The organism is Bradyrhizobium sp. CSS354 (assembly GCF_029051725.1).
Taxonomy (GTDB): Bacteria; Pseudomonadota; Alphaproteobacteria; order Rhizobiales; family Xanthobacteraceae; genus Bradyrhizobium.
The window spans coordinates 479,872-505,794 of sequence record NZ_JAACFU010000006.1 but is presented as its reverse complement, the minus strand read 5'-3'; the positions used below and the strand labels follow the sequence as shown (position 1 = coordinate 505,794).

The 25,923-nt window shown below is 65.0% G+C and carries 21 protein-coding genes; 4 read left to right on the top strand and 17 right to left on the bottom strand.

Annotated elements, in window-relative coordinates:
- Positions 1–44: 44 nt before the first annotated feature.
- Positions 45–371 (bottom strand): hypothetical protein, encoded by a 327-nt coding sequence (locus GWG67_RS17995; protein ID WP_275170594.1) that lies wholly within the window; start codon positions 369–371, stop codon positions 45–47.
- 196 nt (positions 372–567) lie between these two features.
- Between GWG67_RS17995 and GWG67_RS17990 the strand changes: the two genes are divergently transcribed.
- Entirely contained in the window at positions 568–1,905 is a 1,338-nt protein-coding gene (locus GWG67_RS17990) for an epoxide hydrolase family protein (protein WP_275170593.1), read from the top strand.
- Between the two features lie 54 nt (positions 1,906–1,959).
- Here GWG67_RS17990 and GWG67_RS17985 read toward each other — a convergent pair whose 3' ends face one another.
- The 16 genes from GWG67_RS17985 to hpaR all read right to left on the bottom strand — a co-directional run bounded on the left by GWG67_RS17985 (position 1,960) and on the right by hpaR (position 22,986).
- Entirely contained in the window at positions 1,960–3,174 is a 1,215-nt protein-coding gene (locus tag GWG67_RS17985; RefSeq protein ID WP_275170592.1) for an acyl-CoA dehydrogenase family protein, read from the bottom strand.
- A gap of 199 nt (positions 3,175–3,373) precedes the next feature.
- Complete coding sequence (locus GWG67_RS17980; protein ID WP_275170591.1) at positions 3,374–4,582, bottom strand: ABC transporter substrate-binding protein; 1,209 nt, start codon at positions 4,580–4,582, stop codon at positions 3,374–3,376.
- A gap of 112 nt (positions 4,583–4,694) precedes the next feature.
- Entirely contained in the window at positions 4,695–5,270 is a 576-nt protein-coding gene (locus GWG67_RS17975) for an HdeD family acid-resistance protein (RefSeq protein WP_275170590.1), read from the bottom strand.
- 128 nt (positions 5,271–5,398) lie between these two features.
- The gene (locus GWG67_RS17970; RefSeq protein ID WP_275170589.1) at positions 5,399–6,922 is read right to left on the bottom strand and encodes an FAD-dependent oxidoreductase; all 1,524 of its coding nucleotides are present in this window, start codon (positions 6,920–6,922) and stop codon (positions 5,399–5,401) included.
- Between the two features lie 27 nt (positions 6,923–6,949).
- Positions 6,950–7,576 carry a GTP cyclohydrolase I FolE gene (gene folE / locus GWG67_RS17965; protein ID WP_275170588.1) on the bottom strand — a complete coding sequence of 209 codons (627 nt, stop codon included), beginning with the start codon at positions 7,574–7,576 and terminating at the stop codon, positions 6,950–6,952.
- A gap of 137 nt (positions 7,577–7,713) precedes the next feature.
- On the bottom strand, positions 7,714–8,604 hold the full coding sequence (locus tag GWG67_RS17960; protein ID WP_275170587.1) for an alpha/beta fold hydrolase: 891 nt from the start codon (positions 8,602–8,604) through the stop codon (positions 7,714–7,716).
- Between the two features lie 12 nt (positions 8,605–8,616).
- A complete protein-coding gene (locus tag GWG67_RS17955) occupies positions 8,617–9,444 on the bottom strand; it encodes a metal-dependent phosphohydrolase (RefSeq protein WP_275170586.1) in 828 nt (275 codons plus the stop codon).
- A 219-nt stretch (positions 9,445–9,663) separates the two neighbouring features.
- Positions 9,664–10,542 carry a transglutaminase family protein gene (locus GWG67_RS17950; RefSeq protein ID WP_275170585.1) on the bottom strand — a complete coding sequence of 293 codons (879 nt, stop codon included), beginning with the start codon at positions 10,540–10,542 and terminating at the stop codon, positions 9,664–9,666.
- Positions 10,539–13,064 carry a circularly permuted type 2 ATP-grasp protein gene (locus GWG67_RS17945; RefSeq protein WP_275170584.1) on the bottom strand — a complete coding sequence of 842 codons (2,526 nt, stop codon included), beginning with the start codon at positions 13,062–13,064 and terminating at the stop codon, positions 10,539–10,541. The genes GWG67_RS17950 and GWG67_RS17945 overlap by 4 nt, the downstream gene beginning before the upstream one ends.
- A 27-nt stretch (positions 13,065–13,091) precedes the next feature.
- Positions 13,092–16,361, bottom strand: a complete 3,270-nt coding sequence (locus GWG67_RS17940) for a DUF2126 domain-containing protein (RefSeq protein ID WP_275170583.1) — start codon at positions 16,359–16,361, stop codon at positions 13,092–13,094.
- A gap of 288 nt (positions 16,362–16,649) precedes the next feature.
- Complete coding sequence (locus GWG67_RS17935) at positions 16,650–17,954, bottom strand: methyl-accepting chemotaxis protein (protein WP_275170582.1); 1,305 nt, start codon at positions 17,952–17,954, stop codon at positions 16,650–16,652.
- The gene (locus GWG67_RS17930) at positions 17,932–18,453 is read right to left on the bottom strand and encodes a PAS domain-containing protein (RefSeq protein WP_275170581.1); all 522 of its coding nucleotides are present in this window, start codon (positions 18,451–18,453) and stop codon (positions 17,932–17,934) included. The genes GWG67_RS17935 and GWG67_RS17930 overlap by 23 nt, the downstream gene beginning before the upstream one ends.
- A gap of 185 nt (positions 18,454–18,638) precedes the next feature.
- Complete coding sequence (locus GWG67_RS17925; protein ID WP_275170580.1) at positions 18,639–20,162, bottom strand: UxaA family hydrolase; 1,524 nt, start codon at positions 20,160–20,162, stop codon at positions 18,639–18,641.
- 169 nt (positions 20,163–20,331) lie between these two features.
- Positions 20,332–21,108, bottom strand: coding sequence for an HpcH/HpaI aldolase/citrate lyase family protein (locus GWG67_RS17920; protein ID WP_035974924.1), 777 nt, complete (start codon positions 21,106–21,108; stop codon positions 20,332–20,334).
- A gap of 155 nt (positions 21,109–21,263) precedes the next feature.
- Positions 21,264–22,349 (bottom strand): malate/lactate/ureidoglycolate dehydrogenase, encoded by a 1,086-nt coding sequence (locus tag GWG67_RS17915; protein WP_275170579.1) that lies wholly within the window; start codon positions 22,347–22,349, stop codon positions 21,264–21,266.
- A 118-nt stretch (positions 22,350–22,467) separates the two neighbouring features.
- On the bottom strand, positions 22,468–22,986 hold the full coding sequence (gene hpaR, locus GWG67_RS17910; RefSeq protein ID WP_275170696.1) for a homoprotocatechuate degradation operon regulator HpaR: 519 nt from the start codon (positions 22,984–22,986) through the stop codon (positions 22,468–22,470).
- Positions 22,987–23,095: 109 nt separating this feature from the next.
- Between hpaR and hpaH the strand changes: the two genes are divergently transcribed.
- From hpaH to hpaE, 3 genes are read left to right on the top strand one after another with little or no spacing between them, the layout of a single operon-like run.
- Positions 23,096–23,902 carry a 2-oxo-hept-4-ene-1,7-dioate hydratase gene (hpaH, locus tag GWG67_RS17905; RefSeq protein WP_275170578.1) on the top strand — a complete coding sequence of 269 codons (807 nt, stop codon included), beginning with the start codon at positions 23,096–23,098 and terminating at the stop codon, positions 23,900–23,902.
- A gap of 30 nt (positions 23,903–23,932) precedes the next feature.
- Positions 23,933–24,331, top strand: a complete 399-nt coding sequence (locus GWG67_RS17900; protein WP_275170577.1) for a 5-carboxymethyl-2-hydroxymuconate Delta-isomerase — start codon at positions 23,933–23,935, stop codon at positions 24,329–24,331.
- Positions 24,324–25,862, top strand: coding sequence for a 5-carboxymethyl-2-hydroxymuconate semialdehyde dehydrogenase (gene hpaE, locus GWG67_RS17895; RefSeq protein ID WP_275170576.1), 1,539 nt, complete (start codon positions 24,324–24,326; stop codon positions 25,860–25,862). Before GWG67_RS17900 ends, hpaE begins: the two co-directional genes overlap by 8 nt.
- Positions 25,863–25,923 lie beyond the last annotated feature (61 nt).

Here is a 25,923-nt window from a genome sequence, read left to right as displayed (position 1 = left end):
GCTCCGGAACCGTTGTGGGAACCGTAGTGGTCCAGCACGGTGTTTTAGTTGTCGCCGTCTAAGCCAGACATTGCGTCAACAGCATGACGACGAGCGACAGAGAAATAGTGCGACGACATGACTCTCACGGCGCCACCAATCAGGACAATCGGTGCGCTCGTCGGCCTGGCCGTGGTTTCATACTCATCGACGTTGTCGTTGCAGAAGCGATCATCGCAGCGACGCTGCGGCGGAGGCAGCCAATCTAGCGTGAGAAGGCTTGCTTGCGCGATGTCGCAGAGGGAGTTTGCAATGTCCTTGCGCAGCAAGGCGCGATGCTGAACACGTTCCGGGACAACGAGCCGACGCACAGATCCGGTCAGCTTGTTCACTCCGTCCGTGTCTAGGACATGGGACAGAAATGCTGAGCTTGTCTTCCTTCACCTTGCCCGGCATCAGCCGCAACTGCTCACAGCATCTAACAAGCCTTAACGAGCTATTGACCAGCTACCGAGCCATGTTGCAGAGCCAGACGAAGGACTGCCCTGCTCCGCAGGCTCCGATCGCCTGAAGCCAGGAGGGTGTCCCATGCCGATGCCATACGATTCCGAGAACACCATCGACAGAAGCCGGCGCGCGCTTTTGAGCACCGCAGCGGTTGGAATTGCAGCGGTGATTTCCACGAGCGTGTTTTCGCTGCGTGGCGCGGCGGCCGCCGGCGAAAGCACAATCCGCCCCTTCCACATTGCCGTGCCGGAGGAGGACCTTATCGAGCTTCGGCGGCGGGTGTTGGCGACGCGATGGCCCGATCGCGAGACTGTTTCCGATCAGTCCCAAGGTATCCCGCTGGCGAAGCTCCAGTCCCTCGTCAACTATTGGGGAACGTCCTACGACTGGCGACAGATCGAAGCGAGGATGAATCGACTTCCGCAGTTCGTCACCAACATCGACGGCATCGATATCCACTTCATTCATGTCCGCTCCAAACATCCCACCGCCCTCCCTGTCGTCATAACCCATGGCTGGCCCGGATCGGTTTTCGAGCAGCTCAAGCTGATCGATCCACTCACCGATCCGACGGCCCATGCGGGCCGGCCTGAAGACGCGTTCGACGTCGTGATCCCTTCGATGCCCGGCTATGGCTTCTCCGGCAAGCCGGTCGATATAGGTTGGGGTCCTGACCGCACCGCGCGCATCTGGGCGGAACTGATGAAGCGATTGGGCTACACCCACTATGTCGCGCAGGGCGGCGACTGGGGCTCGCCGGTCTCGAGTGCGATGGCACGGCTGGCGCCGGCAGGATTGCTCGGCATCCATATCAATTTGCCGGCGATCGTCCCGCCCGAGATTGCCGCGATCCTCGCGGCCGGCGGGCCCGCCCCGGCAGACCTTTCCGCCAAAGAGCGCGCAGCGTTCGATGCATTCAGTGCGGCCGGCAAGATGGGCAACCGGTCCTACGCGCTGATGATGGGAACGAGGCCGCAAACGATCGGCTACGGCTTGACGGATTCCCCCGCCGGCCTGGCGGCCTGGATGCTCGGGCATCCCGGCTTCTCGCATTGGAAATTTGACGGCACCGACTCCGAAAAATCCCGCGACGAGGTGCTCGACGACATCACGCTGTACTGGCTGACGAACAGCGCCACCTCCTCGGCGCGACTTTACTGGGAATATAGCGGGCGCAGCCCCGCCCTTGCGGGTCCCGAGAAGACTGCGGAGATCTCGCTGCCGGTGGCCATCACGGTCTTCCCCGGCGAGAGCTATCAAGCCCCGGAAACATGGGCCCGGCGCGCCTATCGCAACCTGACCTACTTCCACGAGGTCGACAAAGGCGGTCATTTTGCTGCTTGGGAGCAGCCGGCGCTTTTCTCCGCCGAGCTGCGCGCCGCATTCAGGCCGCTTCGCCCCGCACATCTGGTCCAGTGACAGTGGTCAAGAGCGCCGCGGGCAAGGTGTTGATCTAACTGCCGAGGGCGTTGCTTAGCCCATCACCCCGCCTCGCTTGATCAGCTCCTTCCCCACCGCGGCCAGATGCACCTGATCCGGCCCGTCGCCGATCCGGATGAAGCGGGCGTAAACGTAAGCACGCGCCAGGAACGTGTCCTGCGAGACGCCGGCGGCGCCGTGGATCTGGATGGCGCGGTCGATAACGCGGGCGGCCATGCTGGGCACGACGATCTTGGCGGCGGCAATCAGGTCGCGCGCCATCTTGTTGCCTTCGCGATCCATCCTGTCGGCGGCTTGCAGCGTCAGCAAGCGCGCCTGCGCGATCTCGCAGAATGAGTGTGCGATGTCCTCGCGGACCGAGCCCTGGTCTGCGAGCGGCTTGCCGAAGGCCGTGCGGGAGACCGCGCGCTGACACATCAACTCGAGCGCGCGCTGGGCGCAGCCGATCAGCCGCATGCAATGATGGATGCGGCCGGGGCCAAGCCTGCCTTGCGCGATCTCGAAGCCGCGGCCCTCGCCGAGCAGGATGTTCTCCGCGGGCACGCGAACGTTCTCGTAGACGATCTCGGGATGGCCGACCGGCGCGTCGTCATAGCCGTAGGTCAGCATGTCGCGGGCGATGCGCACGCCGGGCGTCGCTCTCGGCACCAGGATCATGGATTGCTGGCGGTGGCGGTCGGGATCGTCGGGCGCGGTCTTGCCCATCACGATCAGGATCTCGCAATCCTCGTTCATCGCGCCCGAGGTGAACCATTTGCGGCCGTTGATGACGTAGTCACCGCCGTCCCGCTTGATCTCGCATTGAATGTTGGTGGCATCACTGGAGGCCACCTGCGGCTCCGTCATCGAGAAACCGGAGCGGATGCGCCCCTCCAGAAGCGGCTTCAGCCAGCGCTCCTGCTGTGCCGGCGTGCCGTAATTTGCCAGCACCTCCATGTTGCCGACATCGGGCGCCGAGCAATTGAACACCTCGGGCGCCCAGAGGATGCGGCCCATGATCTCCTTCACCGGCGCATATTCGAGATTGCTGAGGCCCGGACCGTGCTCGCCGGAGAGGAACAGATTCCAAAGCCCCTGCTCGCGCGCCAGCCGTTTCAGGTCCTGAAGGATCTGCGGCGTCCGGTAGCGCGTCGCTTCCGGCTTGACCTGCTCGTAATAGAGCGCCTCGACCGGCTCGACATGCGTCCGCATGAACCGGCGGACGCGCTCCTGCAACTCCAGCGAACGTTCGGAGTGGTGAAAGTCCATGGGGGTCTCCTCCTCTTCCCTTCTCCCCTTGTGGGAGAAGGTGGCGCGAAGCGCCGGATGAGGGGTCTCTCTCCGCGAACGCAATAAACAGCTTCGCGCGCGGAGAGAGACCCCTCACCCGGCTCGCCGCTTCGCGGCGATCCACCCTCTCCCACAAGGGGAGAGGGTGCACCGTTTGTGCGGTCGCGCCCGCAGTCCCTCACGTGCCGCGCAGCAGCTCGCTCGCGACGATCCAGTCGTTGCCGTTGAACTCGAGCATATAGCCGTCCTTGATCGGGCGGAAATCCTGCGGCGTGGTGTTGAGCGTGATGCCGGGCATCAGCAGCGACAGCGGCACGTTCTTCAAATTGGCCGCCTGCGCCATGATGTTCTCGCGCGTCAGATTATCCTTGCACTGCTTCAGCAAGACCACCAATGCCTCGGCGACGGTGTAGCCGTAGAGACCCGCGACGTTGTTGACGTCGGCGTTGGGCAGGCGCTTCTTCATGAAGTCGATATAGGCCGTCATCGCCGGATCGTTCTTCGGCGCCTCGACGAACGGCTTGAGCGAGCCGAGCGAGAGCACGCCCTTGCCGGCATCGAGGCCGGCGGGGACCATCACGGTGGCCTTGTTGGCGCAGCCCGAGGCGAGGAAGCGCGTCGCCTGCCAGCCGACTTCATGCGCTTTCCGGATCGCCTGGGCGCAGGCGCGCGGCGTCACCGAATAGATCATGAATACGTCGGCCTTGGTGTTGGCGAGCGTCAGCACCTGGGAATCGACGGTGGGGTCGGCCACCTCGAAGCTCGACGCCATCGCGATCGCCTTGTCGGCGTCGGCACCAAGCGCTTCCTTGACGCCGCGCAGATATTCCTTGCCGGCGTCGTCGTTCTGATAGAGCACCGCGAAGCGCGCATTCGGGTTCTTGGCGCGGGCATAGGCGACGTCGATGGCGGCCTCGCTGGTGTAGTTCGGTGCCCACGGCAGCGCCATCGACCAGGGCATGTTGGCGGGGTCGTTCCACTTCGAGGCCGAGCTGATCAGAAACAGTTGCGGCACCTTGTTGCTGTTGAGATATTTCGCGATCGCCGAGCTCGGCGCGGTGCCCATGGTCGCGAAGATGAAGGCGACGCCGTCGCCCTCGACCAGCCGCCGCGCCGCTTCCATGGTCTTCGGCGGCGAGAAGGCGTCGTCGAGCGACAGGAGATTGAGCTTGCGGCCGTTGATCCCGCCCTTCTCGTTGACCTCGTCGAAATAGGCCGAGATCACCCTGCCGGTGATGCCGAGCGGCGATGCGGGGCCGCTATAGGGCATGGTGTTGCCGATCTTGATCTCGGTGTCGCTGACGCCGGGACCGTAGGATTTTTGCGCGGAGACAGGCGTGGACAGGCAGGCAGCCAGCGCTGCAGCCAGGGCCAAAGCGGCTTTCATGGTTTCTCCCCGGTGATGATCGCCGCGCTAGTCGGAAAGCGCGACGTGCTGCTTTTTGCCAGCACGTCAGATCAGCGGAGTTCCGCGAGAGGGTCTTGCGTCGAGTTGCTGATCAGTGCCGTCGCTTCAGGCTGAAGCCCAGGCTGACCCAGCCCGCGCCCGCCATGATCAGGTCGATGCCGAGAAACAGGCCGAGGATGTAGACGCTGTTCACCGGCCAACGTGCCAGGATCAATAGCCCGAGCAGCAGCGTGATGACGGCCGATAGCGCCACCCAGACCCACGGGCTTTCGCGCTTCATGCTGAAGGCGAGAAACAGCCTGACCGCGCCGGAGGCGAGCAGCGAGGCGCCAAGGAACAGGGTCAGCAGCGCCGCAGCAAACAGCGGGTTCTCGAAGGTCAGGAAGCCCGCGACGATGTAGAGCACGCCGAGCAAGGCCCAGATCACGAACTTGCCCCAGCTCTTCATCTGGAACGCACCGATGATTTCGGCCGCGCCTGCGACGATCATCATGGCGCCAACCACGATCACGCTCGCCACAGTCGCCATCACCATGCTGCCGAGCGCGACGAATCCGGCAATGAGATAGACCACGCCGAGAGCGACGATCCATCCCCATTTGCCATGCAAGGCCCCGATGCCGGAGCCCAGGCTGGAAGGATGGGAGATATCCGAGGCATTTGTCATGAGGGGCCACTCCTGCATGGGAAGCCAGCGGGCACAGGCCAGAATAGCGCGCGCCGCACCGGAGACAGCCAGCACAGCAGCCCTCGCGGGCAGCAACATTGACGCAAATCAACATCGGAAGCGGCGCCTCAGCCGCGCCTCCGCTCCATCTCCAGCTCGGCCTTGAGATTGTCGAGATCCCGATAAATTGAAGCAACCGCAAGGACGCGGCCGCCCTTGCGATACTTCAGCAGGCAGTCCTTGCCGGAAATGCTGCCGTCGATCGCGATGTCGTCAAAACTCTCGGCGTGGCCGACATAGTTGATCGGCACGTCATAGTGCTGCGACCAGAAGAACGGCACGGCTTCGAACCGCTCGCGCTTGCCGAGCATGTTGCGTGCCGCGGTCTGGCCCTGCCGCTCCGCCACGACCCAGTGCTCGACGCGGATGGTTTGACGCGAATGCGGATCGGGCCAGCGCGCGATGTCGCCGGCCGCGAAGATACCGGCTATGCTGGTCTCAAGATATTCGCTGACGCTGACGCCCCGGTCGGCCGCAAGCCCCGCTTGCTCGGCGAGCGCAAGGCGCGGCTTGACGCCGATGCCTACCACGACCAGTTCGGCCTCGATCACGCCACCGCTCTTCAACGTGGCGCGCGTGCCGTCCAGCTTTTCCACCGTGTCCTCGAGATGGAAGTTGACGCCGTTCTCCTCATGCAGCGCGCGCACGAAGTCGCCCATCTCGGGACCGAGCACCTTCTGCATCGGCCGTTCGTCCGGCGCGACCACGTGCACCTCGATCTTGCGTGCCCGCAAGGAGGCCGCAACTTCCAGGCCAATGAAGCTGGCGCCGATCACCAGCGCACGCTTGGCGCTGCCGGCCGCCTTGATGATGGCGCGGCTGTCGGCGACGGAGCGCAGGGTGTAGACATGAGGCTGGTCGGCACCCGGAATCTGCAATCTGACCGGCTCGGCGCCAGTCGCGAGCAGCAGCCGGTCGAACGGCAGCCTGTCGCCGTTGCCCAGCGTCACGCTGCGCGTCTTCGCCTCGATCGCGGCGACATTCGTGTTGAGCCTGAGATCGATGCCGGCGTCCCGATAATAGTCCTCGCCCCGCAGCAGCAGCCAATCCTCCGGCGCGTTGCCGGCCAGGTAATCCTTGGACAGATTGGGCCGGTCCACCGGCATCGCGCTGTCATTGCTGAGCATCGTGATGGCGCCGGCAAAGCCCTCGCGACGGAGCGTCTCCGCCGCCGCGAAACCCGCCGCGCCGCCGCCGATGATGACAAATTTTTCCGGCGTTGGCGCTGTCCGGTGAGGCACCGAAGGCTTCGGCATCTCGCGCTTGCGCTGAACCACGATCTTGTCCTGATCGCGCGAGACCTCCCATACCGCCAACGCATTCAGCGCCGGCGGACGGGTCGCCTCGCCTGACCGCAAGGAGAAGCAGGCGTGATGCCAGGGACAGCGGATGGTGTCGCCAACCACGAGTCCTTCGGCGAGCGGACCGTGATAGTGGCTGCAGGCCGGCTCGATCGCAAAGATCTCGCTGCCGGCCTGCACCAGCAGGACGTCTTCCTCGCCGACATGGCCGAGCAATTTGCCATCCTTGAACGCGGCGAGCGTCACGCCTCGGCTCAGGTCGGGGCCGCTTGGCTTCTTGTCCTCGGTCATGGCATTGCCTCCTTGAGCCGTCGCGGATCAATCGTCCGAATTGGCCAGCCCCAGCAGCTCCTGGCGGGTCAACGCATTATCGCGGAACACGCCGAGCATGCGGCTGGTGACGAGATCGGTCCCGGGCTTGTGCGCGCCGCGCGTGGTCATGCAGTGATGCGTTGCCTTGATGATGACCCCGACACCTTCGGGCTTCAGCACATCGTTGATCGTGTTGGCGATCTGCGCCGTCATCTTCTCCTGGATCTGAAGGCGCTTGGCGTAGATGTCGACGAGACGCGCGAGCTTGGAGATGCCGACGACGCGCCCTTGCGGAATATAAGCGACCCAGGCGCGGCCGACGATCGGTGCCATGTGGTGCTCGCAATGGCTTTCGAAGCGAACGCCGCGCAGGACGATCATCTCGTCATAGCCTTCGATCTCCTCAAACGTCTTTTGCAGGATTTCGGTGGGGTCCTGCGCATAGCCGGAGAAATACTCCTCGAAGGCGCGGGCGACCCGGTCCGGCGTTTCGCGCAGACCGTCGCGCGCGGGATCGTCGCCGGCCCAGCGGATCATGGTCCGGATCGCCTGCTCGACCTCCGCCCTCTCGGGCCGTTCGGTCGGCGCTTGCGCGACGGCGACACGCTCCAGCCTGCGCGTTTGCGTCTTCATCGAAAACCTCTCCTGCAACGAACCGCGTACAGAAAGCGGCCCCACAGCTTGGACGGCTGCGATTGGAAAAGGTTCCCGGGATCAGGAAAAATTGGAATCCGCGAGAGCGGCAAGACTGAGGGACGAGAAACCCGGCTCTATGAGGCCGCTTTCCGCACATCGAGCACGGCCCGCGCCCATTCGGCCGGCCGCTCCTGCGGCAAATTGTGGCCGGCCCCTGTAAAGACGCGCCGCTCGAAAAAGCCCTCGAATTTGCGTGCATGGTGCGCGGTGCCGGAATTGACACCGTCGCTGTCGCCGTCGATCGCGATGGTCGGCACCCGAACCGGCGGCTGGGCGGCGAGCTTCGCCTCGATCGCGGCATAGGCGGGATCGCCCGCGACCAGCGCGTAACGATGTCGATAGGAGTGGATCACGACATCGACGAAATCAGGATTGTCGAAGGACATTGCGGTGGTCTCGAACGTCGCGTCGTCGAACGCCCATTTCGGCGACCACATCGACCAGAGCTGGCGCGCAAAACCGCGCCGGTTGCGCTCCAGTGCGCGGCGGCCGCGCTCATTGTGGAAGAGATATTGATACCAGAGCGCCGCCTCCTCCGTTGGCGAAGCCGGCTCCATCGAACGCGCGATGTTCTGGATGTTGTAAGAATTGCCCGAGACGAGGCCGATCACGCGCTCCGGATGCAGCACCGAGACCACGCAGGCCGCGCGCCCGCCCCAGTCGTAGCCGCCGACCACTGCGCGCGAGATTCCAAGCGCATCCATGAAGGCCAGGAGATCGGCGCCCAGCGCCGCCTGCTCACCGGAGCGCAATGTCGCAGCGGAGCGGAATCGCGTCGGCCCGTAGCCGCGCAGCCAGGGTACCAGCACCCGCGCGCCCGCTTGCGCAATGATCGGCGCGGTCTCGGCATAGGCGTTCACGTCGTAAGGAAAGCCGTGACCCATGATGCAGGGCCAGCCGTCCGGCGCGCCGTATTCGCGATAGACGATGTCGAGGATATCGGTGGTGATTGTTTTTTGTTGCATTACAAGGCGAAGCTATTTTTGCGGCCCGGACAACGTGATGTCGCGCTCGGCGCGGAACACGTTGCTGTAGAGGTTGGCGATCCACTGGCGGCCGATCTCGGTCTTGTTGAGGTAGCCGATCTCGGTCTGGATGTGCGGCGCGACGCTATTCCAATAGAACTGCGGATAGCGGTTCACGATGTCGGCCGGCGAATCGTAGCCGAGCTGGCGGTTCATGCCGACCTCTTCGAATTCGTAGTAGAGCGCGTTGGCCTTGCGCAGATAATTGGGGTCGCCGAGCTGGCCGATGAAGTCGGCGGCGCGCAGGATCGAGGCGTCGTCGTCATAGTCCTGGCCTTCCCGGGCCGGAAACCGTGTCCCCTCGATGGCGCGGGCGATGCGTTCCGGATCAAGCCCTGGAATGTGCTGCAGCCGGCGCATGACGTACAGCTTGGATCGGTCGACATGATACATCATCAGGCTGGCATCTGATGAGCCGCGGGGCAGCGAGACCTTGGTGCCTGCCGCATCGACCAAAAAACCGTCCTCGTCATCTTCTTCGAACAAGCCGCGGACATAGCCGATGTCATGGGCAAGACACGCGATCAGGACGTGGACGTAATCCTCGGCCGAGAGATGAATATGAAGATACCGGCCGCTCAGGATGGAATGGCCCGCGAGCGTGACCAGCATCGTATGTTCGACATTATGATAGAGAGCGTCGCTGTTTCCGATGCATTCCATCGCGGTGCGGGTTGCGCTCTCGACGATGTTTGCCGGAGAATCGCCGTACCTGCGGCGCATGAACGAACCCAGCGTCTTCTCCAGGGATTCCGCCGCCAGTCTCGGTAACGTCATCATGGATGCAGCCCCGTCTGTCGGTGGTGTCCCACATCAACTCCCGACGTCTCATTCTCGTCCTCGACGAAGGCGCCAGCATAGCCCATCTTGGCCGACTGGCAAAACCCGGGGGCGTAAACACGCAAATATGTTTTGCGGTTGTTGCCCCGCGATATCGCAGTTGCGGTGCCGGTTCGATACACCCAGGCTAGGGCGTCGCCGACACGGCAGGACCCGCAATCATTCCACCAGCAGCACGTCGACGGCGACGTCGAGCTTCTGCTTCGGCGAGCCGACGATGATGCCGTCGACCGGCGAAACGTCAGAAAAGTCGCGGCCGACCGCGAGCACGATATGGTCGCCAGCGACCATAAGATCGTTGGTCGGATCGAAATCGACCCAGCCAAGCTCCTCCCCGCACCACAGCGACACCCAGGCATGGGTCGCGTCAGCGCCCTGCAGGCGCGGCTGGCCCGCCGGCGGAATGGTGCGCAGATATCCGCTGACATAGGCCGCCGGCAGGCCCAGCCCGCGCAAGCCCGCAATCATCACATGGGCAAAATCCTGACAGACGCCATGGCGCTTGACGAAGACCTCGTTGAGCGGCGTCGAGATCACCGTCGCCTTGGGGTCGTAGCGAAATTCGGTGCGGATGCGATGCATCAGATCGACCGCCCCGGCGAGGACGCCCGCACCGGGCGCGAAGCTTTCCGCCGCATAGGCACTAACCGGTCCCAGCACCGGCACCAGCGGGCTCGCAAAGACATAGCCGACCGGCGAGGACGGCCCGAGGCTCGTCGCCTCGAAGGCGATGTCGCGAATGTTCTCCCAGCCCGGACTGGCAGCGGCGCGCGCCGGCGGCTGGCGCGACACCTTCACGCGAGAGCGGGAATCGATGCGCAGAGTGCGATGCGCGGCCTCGATCACGACGCTCTCGGTCAGGGTGCCGAAGAAATCGCGCCGGACGCTACGCTCGGCGGGGCGCGGACGGATCTCGACCTTATGCGAGATCAGCTCCTGGCCATGGCCACTCCTCGGCTCCAGCCGCAGCGTGCAGCGGGCGAAGCTGACCGGACTCTCGTATTCGTAAGTTGTGACGTGACGGATGTCGTAGATCACGCGAGCCCCGTCAGCTTTTCCGGTCGGCTGGCATTGGGGCCGTGCGGGAAGTAGTGCTGCCCGACCGCCTCGGCGAGGCTGAGCAGATCCTGCTCCAGTGCGAACAGCGTCTTGACCTCGAGCTTCTCGGCCTCCGCGGTCGCGAGCATCGCCTGCATCGCGACCGCAAGCCGCTGCGGCTTCTCGATCAGGCCGTGCTCCTTCAGGCTTGGCAGCGCGGCGATATGCTCGTTCAGCGCCGTCACCTGGAACGCCACCGAACGCGGATTGTAACTGTCGAGCACGGCGAGGTCGCGCACCGGCGCCAGGATCGGCGCCAGCAGATAGCGCGAGCGGTAGGTGATCTGGCAATCCACCAGCGTCAGCAGGATATCGAGATCCTCGTCGCCGGCCTCGTCATAGGCAAACTGCCGGGCGAAACGCGTCGTGTTGATGGCGCGCTCGGTGCGACGGCCGATGTCGAGGAAGCGCCAGCCGGCGGCGCGGTTCATGTTCTCGTGCGCAAGGCCGGCAAAGCTCGCGAGCTCCTGCAAGGTCAGCTCGGCCGCGCTCAGCACGCTGTCGTCGTCCTCGACCTCAACGGCCAGCCGCTCGGCCATCTCGGTGATGACTTGCCAGGCGTCCGGCGACAGCCGCTCGCGCAAGGAGGTCGCCGTGCGCTGGGCCGCGCGGACCAGCGACAGTGCCGAGCCGAAACGCTCCGGGCTCTGCAGCGCTTCGGCGACGATGCGGCCGGGCGCCGCGCGCGAGGTCTGCGAGATCGCGCCCCAGGTCACCAGCAGGCGCTGGATACGCTCGGCCGATTGCAGCGAGGCCGCGGTGCCCTTGTTGGGCCCGCTCGGCGAGCCCAGCGTCCGCACCAGCCGCAGCGTCGCCTCGGCGCGTTCGAGGTAGCGGCCGAGCCAGAACAGATTGTCGGCCGCGCGACTCGGCAGCACGCCGGCGATCCGGCGGATGCGCACCTTGTCGGTGGCGGGCAGCAGCGTCGCGCTCGAGACCTGCTTGTCCGAGACCACCCAGACGTCGGCGGAACGCGCGCCGTCGCCCATCGACACCGCGCGCGCATCCGGCTGCTCGGCGATCCGGCAGAAGCCGCCGGGCATGATGGCCCAGCCGTCGGGCGTCGCGGCTGCGAACACGCGCAGCACGAAGGGACGGGGCGTGATCTGCCCCTGCTCCCACACCGGCATGGTCGAGAGCCGCACCACCTCCTGGCCGACATAGTCCATGCCGCGCGCGGCGATCGCGTCGCTCAGGCGCCGGCGCCCGGCGGCATCGAGCTCGCTCGCGAGCACCGGACCGTTGCTGTCGAAACCGGGAACGCCGCGCCGATAGGCGCCTTCGATCGCGACCTCGTCGAGCCGCGACAACACCTCGTCGCGCGCCGAACGCTGGCCGCACCACCAGGTCGCGATGTGCGGCATCTTCAGCTCTTGGCCGAGCAGGCGGTGGCTGAGCGCCGGCAGGAAGCCGAGCATCGCGCGCGCCTCCAGCACGCCCGAGCCCGGCATATTGGCGACGACGACGCCGTCCTTGCGCAGCACGTCGATCAGGCCGGCCACGCCGAGCCGCGAGGAGGCATCGAGCTCGAGGGGATCGAGCGAATTGGAATCGACGCGGCGCAGCAGCACGTCGAGGCGCTTGAGGCCCGCAACCGTGCGGATGTGGATATGGTTGTCGCTGACGGCGAGATCGTCGCCTTCGACCAGCAGGAAGCCGAGATAGCGCGCCAGCGTCGCGTGCTCGAAATAGGTCTCGCTGAAGCTGCCCGGCGTGAGCACGCCGATCCGCGGCTCGTCGCGGTCGGCGCGCGCCCGAAGACTGTCGCGAAACGCCTCGAAGAACGGCGCGACGCGCGGCACGTTCATCGACTTGTAGAGATCCGAGAACGCGCGCGAAAGCACCAGGCGGTTCTCCAGCGCATAGCCCGCGCCCGACGGCGCCTGCGTGCGGTCGCCGAGCACCCACCAGCGGCCGTCGGGCCCGCGGCCGACATCGGCGGCATAAAGCGAGAGATAGCGCCCGCCCGGCGGCGGCACGCCGCAGACGGGACGGAGATATTCGGGGCTGCCGGCGATCGCGGCCGCCGGCAGCGCGCCTTCGGCGACGAGGCGGCCCTCGCCATAGATGTCGCGCAGCACGAGCTCGAGCAGCTCGGCGCGCTGGGTGATGCCGTCGGACAACTGCTTCCAGTCGGCCTCGTCGATCAGCAGCGGCAGATGGCTGATCGACCAGGGCCGATCGGCGCTCTCGCCGGGCGCGCGATAGGTGACGCCGGCCTCGCGGAGATGACGGTCGGCCATGCCGAACCGCCGCTCGACCTCGTCGGGCGCGAGCGCGCCGAAGGCATCGAAGAAGCGGCTCCAGACGGCGCGGGGCTTGCCGTCCGGGCCGAGAAACTCGTCGGGGATGCCGGGCAGTCGCCTGTAGTCGCGGACCCATTGCGCGAAGCGGCGCTGGCCTTCACGTTGACCTTGCGCCTTACCCGCCTTGTCGTCCTCTTCGGCTGCGCCCTCGGCCATGCGCCTCTCCCTGCCCCGGCATCATACTCATTGCAGGAGCGGGGTCCGCAAGTCGAGGGTCAGCGGAAACTCATTTGTGCGTTCCTCGGGCGGCGGCTGCATCGGGCCCGGCGTATGGCCATGGTCCTGGAAGCGCGCCAGCCGCCGCGCCTCGGCCTCGTAGGTGTTGACCGGCTTGGTGTCGTAGCTGCGGCCGCCGGGATGGGCGACGTGATAGACGCAGCCGCCGAGCGAGCGGCCGTTCCAGGTATCGATGAGGTCGAATGTCAGGGGCGCGTGAACGGGAATGGTCGGATGCAGGCCGGAGGCCGGCTGCCAGGCCTTGAAGCGGACGCCAGCCACGGCTTCGCCGGAGCGGCCGGTGGCGGTCATCGGCAGGCGACGGCCGTTGCAGGTGACGATATGGCGGCCCTCGACGAAGCCTTCCGCCTTGACCTGGAGCCGCTCGACCGATGAGTCGACATAGCGCACTGTGCCGCCGGCCGAGCCCTCCTCGCCGAGCACGTGCCAAGGCTCCAGCGCCTGCCGCAGCTCCAGCGTCACGCCGCCATGATGGATGCGGCCGAAGGCGGGGAAGCGGAATTCGAGCTGGGCCAGATACCATTCAGGCTCGAACGGATAGCCGGACTGCTTCAACTCGGTCAGCACTTCGAGGAAATCTTCCCAGATGAAGTGCGGCAGCATGAAGCGGTCGTGCAGCGCGGTGCCCCAGCGCACGAACTTGCCTTGTTGCGGCTCGCGCCAGAATTTTGCGATCAGCGCACGGATCAGCAACTGCTGCGCCAGCGACATGCGCGGATCCGGCGGCATTTCGAGCGCGCGGAATTCGACCAGGCCGAGCCGGCCGGTCGTGCCGTCCGGTGAATAGAGCTTGTCGATGCAGATCTCGGCGCGATGGGTGTTGCCGGTGATGTCGACGAGGAGATGCCGGAACAAGCGATCCACCAGCCACAGCGGCGCCTGAGTGCCCGGCGGCGGCACGTGCGTGAGCGCGACCTCGAGCTCGTAAATGCTGTCGTGGCGGGCTTCGTCGATGCGCGGCGCCTGGCTGGTCGGGCCGATGAACAGGCCGGAGAAGAAATAGGACAGCGACGGATGACGCTGCCAGTGCAGCACCAGGCTCTTCAACAGATCAGGCCGGCGCAGGAACGGCGAGTCCTGCGGGCTTGAGCCGCCGACCACGACGTGATTGCCGCCGCCGGTGCCGGTATGGCGGCCGTCGACCAGGAAACGATTGGCGCCGAGGCGTGTCTTGCCGGCATCTTCATAGAGCCCGGCGGTGATCTCGACTGCCTCGCGCCAGTTCTTTGCCGGCTGGACGTTGACCTCGATCACGCCGGGATCGGGCGTCACCTTGATGACGTCGACGCGCGGATCGAATGGCGGCGGATAACCCTCGACATGGACCTGGAGCTGCATCTCCTCGGCCGTCGCTTCGAGCGCCGCTATCATCTCTAGATAATCCTCGATCTGCTCGACCGGCGGCATGAAAGCGCAGAGCACGCCGTCGCGGACTTCGACCGACATCGCAGTGCGGACCGGGACGGAGGTGTTGAGCTCTTCCGGCTCGAGCCGCTCCGGCGAGTCCGGACGCGCCGGAAGGCTGAACACCGGCAGCTTGCCGCGGGCCTCCATCGGATCCCGCTCGACGATGTAGGGATATTGATCGGGCGGGACATAGCCCAGCGAGTCCAGCGGCAGGCGCAGGCCGAGCGGCGAATCCCCCGGCATCAGAAACAGATGACTGCGCCGGAGCTGCCAGCGCTCGCTGCGCCAGCGTGGTGCCGCATTCCAGCGCTGCACCGGCAGCACGAAGCCGCGAGGATTGTTGAGCCCCTGCTCGAACACCCGCGCCATGCGCGCGCGGGCCTCCGGATCGGACAATTTGGAATCGGACGGATCGACGTTGACGGGAAGCTCGGATTCCTTCTGCAGCCAGTACGCGGTGTCCTCATAGGCCGGCATGATGTAGCCGGGATCGAGACCAAGCCGCAGCGCCGTGCCTTCCACGAACGCCTGGACGTCCTTGGCCTGCGCCGGCCGCGGATTTTCGATGCTGGCGATGAGGTCGGCATTCTTCCAGATCGGCAAGCCATCCTTGCGCCAGTACAGGCCAAAGGCCCAGCGCGGCAGGCTTTCGCCGGGATACCATTTGCCCTGACCGAAGTGCAGCAGGCCCCCGGGTCCGAAACGCGCGCGCAGGCGGCGGATCAGATCGTCGGCGAGCCCGCGCTTGGTCGGACCGACGGCGTCCGTGTTCCACTCGGCGCCTTCGAGATCATCGACGGAGACGAAGGTCGGCTCGCCGCCCATGGTCAGACGCACGTCCTGCGCGGCAAGATCGCCGTCGACCTGCTCGCCGAGATCGTTGAGCCGTATCCAGGATTCGTCCGAGAACGGTTTGGTGATGCGCGGCGCCTCGCGAATGCGCTTGACGCTCATGTCGAAGGCGAATTCGACCTCGGCAAAGCCGGCGCCGCCGGAGATCGGCGCGGCCGAGCGGTAGTGCGGCGTCGCCGCGACCGGGATGTGGCCCTCGCCCGCAAGCATGCCCGAGGTCGCGTCGAAGCCGATCCAGCCTGCGCCCGGCAGGTAGACCTCGGCCCAGGCGTGGAGATCGGTGAAATCGTTCTCAACCTCCGGCGGCCCCTCGATTGGATCGATGTCGGGACGGACCTGGATCAGATAGCCGGAGACGAAACGGGCGGCGAGACCGAGGTGACGGAAGGTCTGGATCAGGAGCCAGGCGGAGTCGCGGCACGAGCCGGCCGCGGAGGAAAGCGTCTCCTCCGGCGTCTGTACGCCCGCCTCCATGCGGATGACGTAGCCGATCCTTTTCTGCAACTCCCTGTTGAGATCGACCAGGAAGTTGACGGTGTTCGGGGCTTCGGGCGGGATCGTGTCGAGATATTTCGCGAACAGCCGATCGGGCTTGACGGTCTCGAGATAAGGCGCGAGCTCCGTCTTGAGATCCTGCGTATATTCGAACGGAAAGCTGTCGGCATAGGGCTCGACGAAGAAGTCGAACGGATTGACCGTAGTCATCTGCGCCGTGAAATCGACCTCGATCTTGAGCTCGGTCGTCTTCTCCGGGAAGACGTAACGCGCGATCCAATTGCCCAGCGGATCCTGCTGCCAGTTCACGAAATGATTGGCCGGAGTGACCTTGAGCGAATAACTCAGGATCGGCGTGCGGGTATGCGGCGCCGGCCGCAGACGGATGGTCTGCGGGCCGAGATCGATCGGGCGGTCGTATTTGTAGTGCGTGACGTGGTGTAATGCGACGTAGATCGACACGGGGTGCGGTACTCCAGCAGCTTTTTTAAGCAGAACACCGCTGGTGACCTCGATCAAGCACTAACAACGGGCAAAGGGTGCCTACGCAAGGTGCGGCCCGCCCGCTTTCTTCCTTCTCCTCTTGTGGGAGAAGGTGGCGCGAAGCGCCGGATGAGGGGTACGCCTCCGCGAATTCCGGCGTGAGAGGTGCGCGCGGAGAGAGACCCCTCACCCGTCTCGCCGCTGAGCGGCGAGCCACCCTCTCCCACAAGGGGAGAGGGGAAGAATGCGCGTCCTCTCCGCGATGTCCTACGCCGCTGACGTCAGCCGCTGCAAAAACTGCGTCACCTCGCGCCGGAGCGTCTCGACCTCGCCATGGACGCGTTCGGAGGCGCTGTTGACGCGGCTCGCCACACGGCCGGTATCGGCGGCGGCTTCGCTGATGCCGGTGACGTTGGAGGACATTTGCGAGGTGCCGGCCGAGGCTTCCTGGACGTTGCGGGCGATCTCACGGGTGGCGAGACCCTGCTGCTCGATCGAGGTCGCGATCGAGGCGGTGATGCCGTTGATCTCGGTGATGGTCTGCGCGATCGCCTCGACGGCGGCGACCGAATTGGTGGTCGATTGCTGCATCTCGCCGACCTTGGCGCTGATCTCCTCGGTCGCTTTCGCGGTCTGGTTGGCGAGGCTCTTGACCTCGGATGCGACCACGGCGAAGCCGCGGCCGGCCTCGCCTGCCCGCGCGGCTTCGATGGTGGCGTTGAGCGCCAACAGATTGGTCTGCTCGGCGATCTCGCTGATCAGCTTGACCACGTCGCCGATCCGCATCGCCGCATCCGCAAGCGTGCGAATCTCGCTGCCGGCACGATTGGCTTCGTTCACCGCCCGCCCCGTGCTCGTGGTCGAGCCGGCCACCCGGCGGCTGATCTCGGCGATCGATGATGCGAGCTGCTCCGCGGCGCTCGCGACGGTGGCGACGTTGCGCGAGGCCTGGTCGGACGCACTGAGCACGCCGGAGGTCTGCCGGCTGGTCTTCTCGGCCGCCGCCGCCATCTGGCCAGCGTCGGATTCGAGATCGGTCGCCGCGCCCATCAGAGTGCCGGCGACCTGATCCAGATGCGTGCCGAACTGTTTTGCGAGGTCCGCGATCTCGACCACGCGACGGCCGAGACTGTCGGTGCCGGAATTGATGACGGTGGCTGAACGGCGGAACGAGCCGGGTAATCCGCGCGCGAGGATCTTGCGGAAATATTTGCCGCGGCTCGCATAGTCCATCGACGCCGAAGCTTCCCGCAAATAGGCATCGGTGATGTCGAGCATGTCGTTGACCGACTTCTGAGTGGCGCCGATCCGTCCGGCCTGGCGGATGCTGAGGATGCGCGCCTCGAGGTCGCCACGCGCGGCCTTGCGGCACACGTCTGCCACCTCGTCGACGGCCAGCGCCGTGCGGTGCTGGCACCAGACGGCATAGACGAGCAGCACGACCGTAACGCCCAGCAACGCCGCGCCGGAAATTCCGGTCGCACCGGCCAGCGAGAGCACGGACGCAACGACGGCAAGAACGGATGCGAGCGCGGTCGCTCCCTGCGCCTTAGAGAGAGAGCACAAATTCATCGTAACCGACACCCTGTTGCTTGAGCAGCGCGACCATCGCCTCGAAGCTCGCATGCATGCCGTCCTTGGCATTGGCATGCCGCGCCTCTTCCGCGCACAGCGCCTTATAGATCGGCTTGATACGCTCGATCTGCGCAGGATCGGGTTTGCGACGGTTGGAGTGATAGCCGACGATATTGCCACGCTCGTCGAATGTCGGCGTGACGTGGGCGAACACCCAGTAATGGCTGCCGTCCTTCGCGAGGTTGACGACGTAGGCGAAGATCTCCTGCCTGGACTGAAGCGTGTCCCACAACAGCTTGAAGACGGAGCGTGGCATCTCGGGGTGGCGGATCAGGCTGTGGGGGGCGCCCATCAGCTCCTGCCAGGAGTACCTCGCCATGCGGATGAAGACATCGTTGGCGTAGGTGATGCGGCCCTTGAGATCGGTCTTCGACACGATCAGCTCCTCCTCTCCGAGGAGATGTTCCACGCCGGTCGGCCGTATCGCACGCGTCATCGTTGACGAATCCTCACGAAGGGCGAACGCCCCACATGAGTGGAGCTCGCATCGCTCCAGGGATTACGGCAGAAGATGTTAATCAGGTGTGACCGCGGGAACGCCCGTGATCACGTGACGGCTCCGTATCATTACTTAGGAGCGTCGCTTGCAGTGTGGGGTTACCGGCGACGCGCAACGAGGGATTACATCGTCGCGCCCAGCACCCATGGCGCGAACTCGGCGCCGCCGAAATCAAAACTCTCGCTCTTGGTCGGCTGTCCGGACGCGGTCTTGAGGATGAGATCGAAAATGCGCTGGCCGCACTGCTGGACGCTCTCCTCGCCTTCGAGGATGGTGCCGCAATTGACGTCCATGTCCTCTTCCATGCGCTTATACATGGGCGTGTTGGTGGCAAGCTTGATCGAGGGCGCCGGCTTGCAGCCGAACACGCTGCCGCGGCCCGTGGTGAAGCAGACCAGATTGGCGCCGCCGGCGACCTGCCCGGTCGCGGCAACGGGATCGTAGCCGGGCGTGTCCATGAAGACGAAGCCCTTCTTGGTGATGGGTTCGGCGTAGCGCAGCACCTCGACGAGATTGGTGGTGCCGGCCTTCGCCATCGCGCCGAGCGACTTCTCCAAAATGGTGGTGAGACCGCCGGCCTTGTTGCCCGGGCTCGGATTGGCGTTCATCTCGGCGCCTTCGCGCGTCGTGTATTCGTCCCACCAGCGCATGAGATCGACCAGTTTCTCGCCGACCTCGCGGCTGACGGCGCGGCGCGTGAGCAGATGTTCGGCGCCATAGGTCTCCGGCGTCTCCGACAGGATCACGGTGCCGCCGTGACGCACGATGAGATCGCTGGCCGCACCGAGCGCCGGATTGGCGGAGACACCGGAATAGCCGTCCGAGCCACCGCATTGCAGCGCCACTGTCAATTCGCTCACCGGGACGGACTCGCGCTTGACCTTGTTCGACTCCGCAAGTGCTTCGCGCACGAAGGCGATACCCGCCTCCACCGTTTTGCGGGTGCCGCCGACCTCCTGGATGTCCATCGCGCGCAGACGTCCCGCGAGCTTCTGCTCCTCCATCAGGCCGCCGATCTGGTTCACTTCACAGCCGAGGCCGAGCACGATGACATGAGAGAAGTTCACGTGCCGCGCATAGCCGCCGAGCGTGCGGCGGAGCAGCGCCAGCGGCTCGTTCTGCGTCATGCCGCAGCCGGTCTTGTGGGTCAGCGCGACCACGCCGTCGACATTGGGGAAATCGGCCAGCGGATTGTCGCCGGTGAACGGATTCTTCTTGAACACATCGGCGACGAGGCTTGCGACATGCGCGCTGCAATTCACCGAGGTGAGGATGCCGATATAGTTGCGCGTGGCGACGCGGCCGTCCGGGCGGCGGATGCCTTCGAAACTCGCCGGCAGATCGAAATTCGGCGTCGGCTTGACGTCGGCGCAATAGGCGTAGTCCTTGGCGAAATCGCCCATGCCGCAGTTCTGCACGTGCACGTGCTGGCCCGGCGCGATCGGCGTGGTCGCAAAGCCGATGATCTGGCCGTAGCGGATCACCGGCTCCCCGACTGCGATCGGCTTGATCGCGACCTTGTGGCCGGAGGGAATGCGCTCGACCGTGGTCACGCCGTCGGCGACTACCGTTCCCGGCGGCAGGCTCGCGCGCGCGATCAGCACGCCATCATCGGGATGCAGGCGAATGACGGGGCTGATAGTCATGGGAGGTCTCCTGTATCGAAACTATCGTGCCCCGGACGCAGCGCAGCGTGAAACGGTGCGCTGCTGAGCCGAGGCCCAGTTGTTTACGTAATGTGCTTCACTGGCTTCTGGGTCCCGGCTCTGCGGAGCGGCGCTACGCGCCGCGCCGCGTCCGGGACACAGAGAGAGATCAGGCCTTGCCGCCGGAATCCTTCCGGGTGGCGTTGACCTGCATCTTGGCGTAGGTCGTCATCAGGCCGACCTCGTTCGAGAGCGTCACCAGCTTGAAGCCCATGTTGATGGCGCGCGCAGCACCCTCGGCGCCGCTGCAATGGATGCCGGGGTTGAGGCCGCGCTTGCCGCACTCCTTGATGATCTTCTCGTAGATCGCGAGGATCTCGGGCTCGGTGCGATCGAGCTTCGGCTCGAGGCCGTAGGAGAAGCCGAGGTCGGACGGGCCGATATAGACGCCGTCGATGCCTTCGACGTCGAAGATCGCTTCCATGTTCTCGACCGCGGTCCTGGTCTCCATCATCGGCAGCAGCACGATGTCGTCGTTGGCCGTCTTCTGGTAGGAGCCGGCGGTGCCGTACATGCCGGCGCGGATCGGGCCGTTGGAGCGCACGCCCTTCGGCGGGTACTTGGAATAGGAGACGAGGTTCCTGGCTTCCTGCGGCGTGTTGACCATCGGGCAGATCACGCCATAGGCGCCGCCATCGAGCACCTTGCCGATGATGCCGGGCTCGTTCCAGGGCACGCGGACCATCGGCGTGATCGGGTGCTTGTCCATCGCCTGGAAGCACTGCACCATCGACAGATAATCCTGCACGCCATGCTGCATGTCGACGGTGACGCTGTCGAAGCCGCATTGCGCGATCATCTCGGCCGAGAAGCCGGAGGGAATCGCGAGCCACGCGTTGACCACGGCCTTGCCCGACTTCCAGATTTCCTTGACCTTGTTCGCCACGTTGCCTTCCTTCTTTGTTGTTCGGACCGTGTTATTTGGACCGTGTTATTTGGACCGTGTGATTTGGACCATCGTCACCATGACGAGCGTCGCGACAGCACAACCGCTGTTACCGCGAACTGGCGCGTCGCGCTACGCTCGCAATGACGCAAGACCTATGCGGTCGCCCTCTGGATGCTGACTTCGCTGACGCCGACCTCGCGGGCGGTATTCACTATTGCCGCCCAGGTGTCATCCGGCAAGGGGATGCCGTTTCGGGTCCGCTCAGCCCGGGTTTTCCGCTCGGGGTCGCCGGGAATCAGCACCTGGTCGACCCCGGCCACCGGCTTGGTGGCACGGATGAAGTCGGCATAGCGCGACACCTCTGCGTCGAAGACATGGGAGGTATCGACCACTTTCGGATCGACGTAGAAGGCCAGCATGCCGTTGGCGAAGCGCCGCCCCCCGGACGTGGCCCCGGTTCCGGTCAAGGCGCCGCCGAGCAGCTCGGACATGAAGGCAAGGCCCGAGCCCTTGTGCTCGCCGAACGCACGGATTGCGCCCGTTCCCTTGGTGTGATCGCGCGGCCCGTCCGGCGTGTAGGGCCCGTAGAGCACGGCCGGCTCCTCGCTCAGGCTGCCGTCGGCATCGACCAGCGCGCCCTTCGGCAGCTTCTTGCCGCCGCGGCTCGCGACCAGCACCTTGCCTTCGGCCACGACTGAGGTCGCAAAATCAAGCACGATCGGATCCTGGCCCTCGCGCGGAATGCCGACGCAATAGGGGGCAGTGGAGAGCCGTTTCTCCACGCCGCCGAACGGCGCCACCAGGAGCGAGCCTGCGGCATTGACGAAATGAACCGAGATCAGTCCTTCGGCGGCGGCCATCTCGGCCCAATCGCCGACGCGGCCGATATGGCCGGCATTGCGCAGCGCGACAGCGGCAAGTCCCGCCTTCCTGCACTTCTCGATGCCGATCCGGACCGCCTGCGGCGTCACGGTCTGGCCGTAGCCGAACCTGCCGTCGACCACCGCGAGCGAGGGCGTGTCGAGCACGATTTCGGCGTTCTGGTTGGGCACGACCGCGCCGGACTTCTGCCAACGGATATAGACGGGGACGCGGATCACGCCGTGGCTGTCATGGCCGGTCAGATTCGCCGTGGTTAGATAAGTGGCCATGCGCCGGGCTTCTTCAGGCGACGACTGCGCATGCGCGAAGACCTCGGTGACGAAGTCGATCAGCTTCTGAACCTGGATGGTGACCATGAGGGTCTGTTTGCCTCTACCTCGACGCCGATTTTGCAGTCATCGGCTTGAGCGGCACTTGAGCGAAAAAATGCGGCGATGTCCATGATTGTTGCCGCGCGCTTGCGCATATCTGCTTTCACTCCTCGGCACTTGCCTCCTCGCCCGCGCCGAGCCCTGCGAGACTTTGTTCGAGCTCGCCGAGCATCTCCTGCAACTCGACGAGCTTGCGTGCGCCAAAGCGGCGCGTGATCTCCGCATAGATGGCTTCGGAGGACGGCGCCACCGAGGCCATCAGCTTCACGCCTTTTTCCGAGATCGAGACCATGCTGCGGCGCTGGTCCGCCTTCGCGGTCTTGCGCTCGATCAGGTTGCGCGCCTCCAGATCACGCAGGATGCGCGACAAGCTCGGCCCGAGCAGGAACGCGGTGCGCGCGAGTTCCGTGACCTCGACCGTATCGATCGCCGCGAGCGCGCGCAGGATGCGCCATTGTTGCTCGGTCAGGCCATGCTCACGCAACGAAGGACGGAATTGCCGCATCACGGCTTCGCGTGCCCGCAGCAACGACATCGGCAGCGAACGCGAGAAGTCGCGCATCGGCACCTGTCGCGCGGCGGTGGCGCCGTCGTCCGCTGGATCAGCCGGTCTCTTCACGATGATGCCCCTTCAACCGCAAAACGTTTGCAGTGCAGCAAGCCAAAATGGCGTTGACGCATTCACTTAACATGTTAAGTATCTTCGAGCTCCACATTTTGTAAGATCACAAATGGCGCTTTCCAACGACGATATCCGAGCTTGCGCGAGCCGTCTGCATCAGGCGGAGAAGACCCGTACGCAGATCCGGCAGCTGTCGCAGGACTTTCCCGCCATCAGCATCGCTGATGCCTACGCGATTCAGAAGGCCTGGGTCGACGTCAAGATTGCCGAGGGGCGCATCGTCAGGGGACACAAGATCGGCCTGACCTCGAAGGCGATGCAGAGCGCGCTTGGAATCAATGAGCCTGATTCCGGCGTATTGCTCGACGACATGTTCTTCGCCGATGGCGGCCTCGTCCCGACGGAGCGATTCATCGCGACGCGCGTGGAAGCCGAGCTCGCCTTCGTCATGAGCAAGCGCCTCGCTGGCCCCGACTGCACGCTGTTCGACGTGCTCAACGCCACCGATTTCGTCGTGCCGGCGCTGGAGATTCTGGACACGCGGATCGAGCGCGTCGATCCCCGGACCAAGGCGACGCGAAAGATTTTCGACACCATCGCCGACAACGCGGCGAACGCCGGCATCGTGCTCGGTGGACGGCCGATCCGCCCGCTGGATGCTGATCTGCGCTGGATCGGCGCGCTCTGTTTCAAGAATGGCCAGCTCGAAGAGACCGGCCTTGCCGCCGGCGTGCTCAATCATCCCGCGACCGCCGTTGCCTGGCTCGCCAACAAGATCGCCCCGCTTGGCCTTGCGCTCGAGCCCGGACAAATCGTGCTCGCCGGCTCCTTCATCCGTCCGATCGAGACCCGCAAGGGCGACACAATTCAGGCCGATTATGGCGCCTACGGCTCGGTAAGCTGCTACTTCGCTTAGACGAACAAGAAAACAGGGAGTGAAACCGCGATGCCGCATTTCACGATCGAATATTCGGCCAATCTCGACGACCGCCTCGACATCGGCGCGGCGTGCGAGGTGGTGCGCAAGGCCGCGGTCGAGACCGGCATCTTCCCGCTCGGCGGCATCCGCGTCCGCGCCGTCAAATGCGAGCATTATGCGATCGCGGACGCGCGGCAGGACTACGGCTTTCTCGACATGGTGCTGCGCATTGGCGAAGGCCGTGACCTCAAAACCCGCGAAGAGGCCGGCGAGCATGTCTTCCAGGCGCTCTCCCGGCATCTCGATCCCGTGTTCGCAAGCTCGAAATTCGCCCTCTCGTTCGACATGCAGATCAACGACAAGGACACGAGCTGGAAGCGCAACAACATCCACGACGCCCTGAAAGCGGAGGCCGCCCATGGATAAGCCCACGCCGAAAGCCGATGTGTTCCAGGCCAATCGCGACCGCATCGCACCGCTGCTGAAGACGCTGCGCGCCGACGGCATCGGCCACATGATCGACGGCAAGATCGTGCCGTCGATCTCAGGCGAGACGTTTGAGACGAAATCGCCAGTCGACGGCGCGACACTCGCGAGCGTCGCCCGCGGCAACGCCGAGGATATCGATCGCGCCGCCACCGCTGCCGCACTTGCCTTCAAGTCTTGGCGCGACATGGCGCCGGCGATGCGGAAGAAGCTGCTGCATCGCGTCGCTGACGCCATCGAGGACAATGCCGAGGACATCGCGGTGCTCGAATGCATCGACACCGGCCAGGCCTATCGCTTCATGGCCAAGGCCGCGATCCGCGCCGCCGAGAATTTCCGCTTCTTTGCCGACCGATGCGGCGAGGCGCGCGACGGCCAGAACACGCCGAGCGACGAGCATTGGAACATCTCGACCCGCGTGCCGATCGGCCCGGTCGGCGTGATCACGCCGTGGAATACGCCGTTCATGCTCTCGACCTGGAAGATCGCCCCTGCCCTCGCAGCCGGCTGCACCGTCGTGCACAAGCCGGCGGAATGGTCGCCGATCACGGCGGCTATCCTGGCAAAGCTCGTCAAGGAAGCCGGCGTTCCCGACGGTGTGCTCAACACCGTCCACGGCTTCGGCGAAGAGGCCGGCAAGGCGCTGACAGAGCATCCCGCCATCAAGGCGATCGGCTTTGTCGGCGAAAGCTCGACGGGCTCGGCGATCATGGTTCAGGGCGCGCCGACCTTGAAGCGCGTGCATTTCGAACTCGGCGGCAAGAACCCGGTGATCGTGTTCGACGACGCCGATCTCGACCGCGCGCTCGATGCCGTCGTGTTCATGATCTACTCTCTCAACGGCGAGCGCTGCACGTCGTCGAGCCGCCTGCTGATCCAGGCCGGCGTCGCCGAAAAGTTCATCGAGAAGCTGACCGCGCGGGTGAAAGCGCTGAAGGTCGGCCATCCCCTCAATCCCGCAACCGAGATCGGGCCGCTGATCCACGAGCGGCACCTCGCAAAAGTCTGCTCATATTTCGACGTCGCACGCCAGGACGGCGCGACGATCGCGGTCGGCGGCAAGGCCTATGACGGCCCGGGCGGCGGACATTATGTCGAGCCGACCCTGGTGACCGGCGCGCATGGCAAGATGCGCGTGGCGCAGGAAGAGGTGTTCGGCCCCTTCCTCACCGTGCTGCCCTTCAAGGACGAAGCAGACGCGATCGAAATCGCCAACGACATCCGCTACGGCCTGACCGGCTATGTCTGGACCAATGATGTCGGCCGCGCGTTGCGTGTCGCGGATGCGCTGGAGGCCGGCATGATCTGGCTGAACTCGGAAAACGTCCGGCATCTGCCGACGCCGTTCGGCGGCATGAAGGCCTCAGGCATCGGCCGCGACGGCGGCGATTATTCGTTCGATTTCTACATGGAAACCAAGCACGTCTCGCTGGCGCGAGGCACGCACAAGATTCAGAAGCTGGGAATTTAAGGCCACCGTCGTTCCGGGGCGCGAAGCGAACCCGGAACCTCGAGATTCCGGGTTCGGCCCT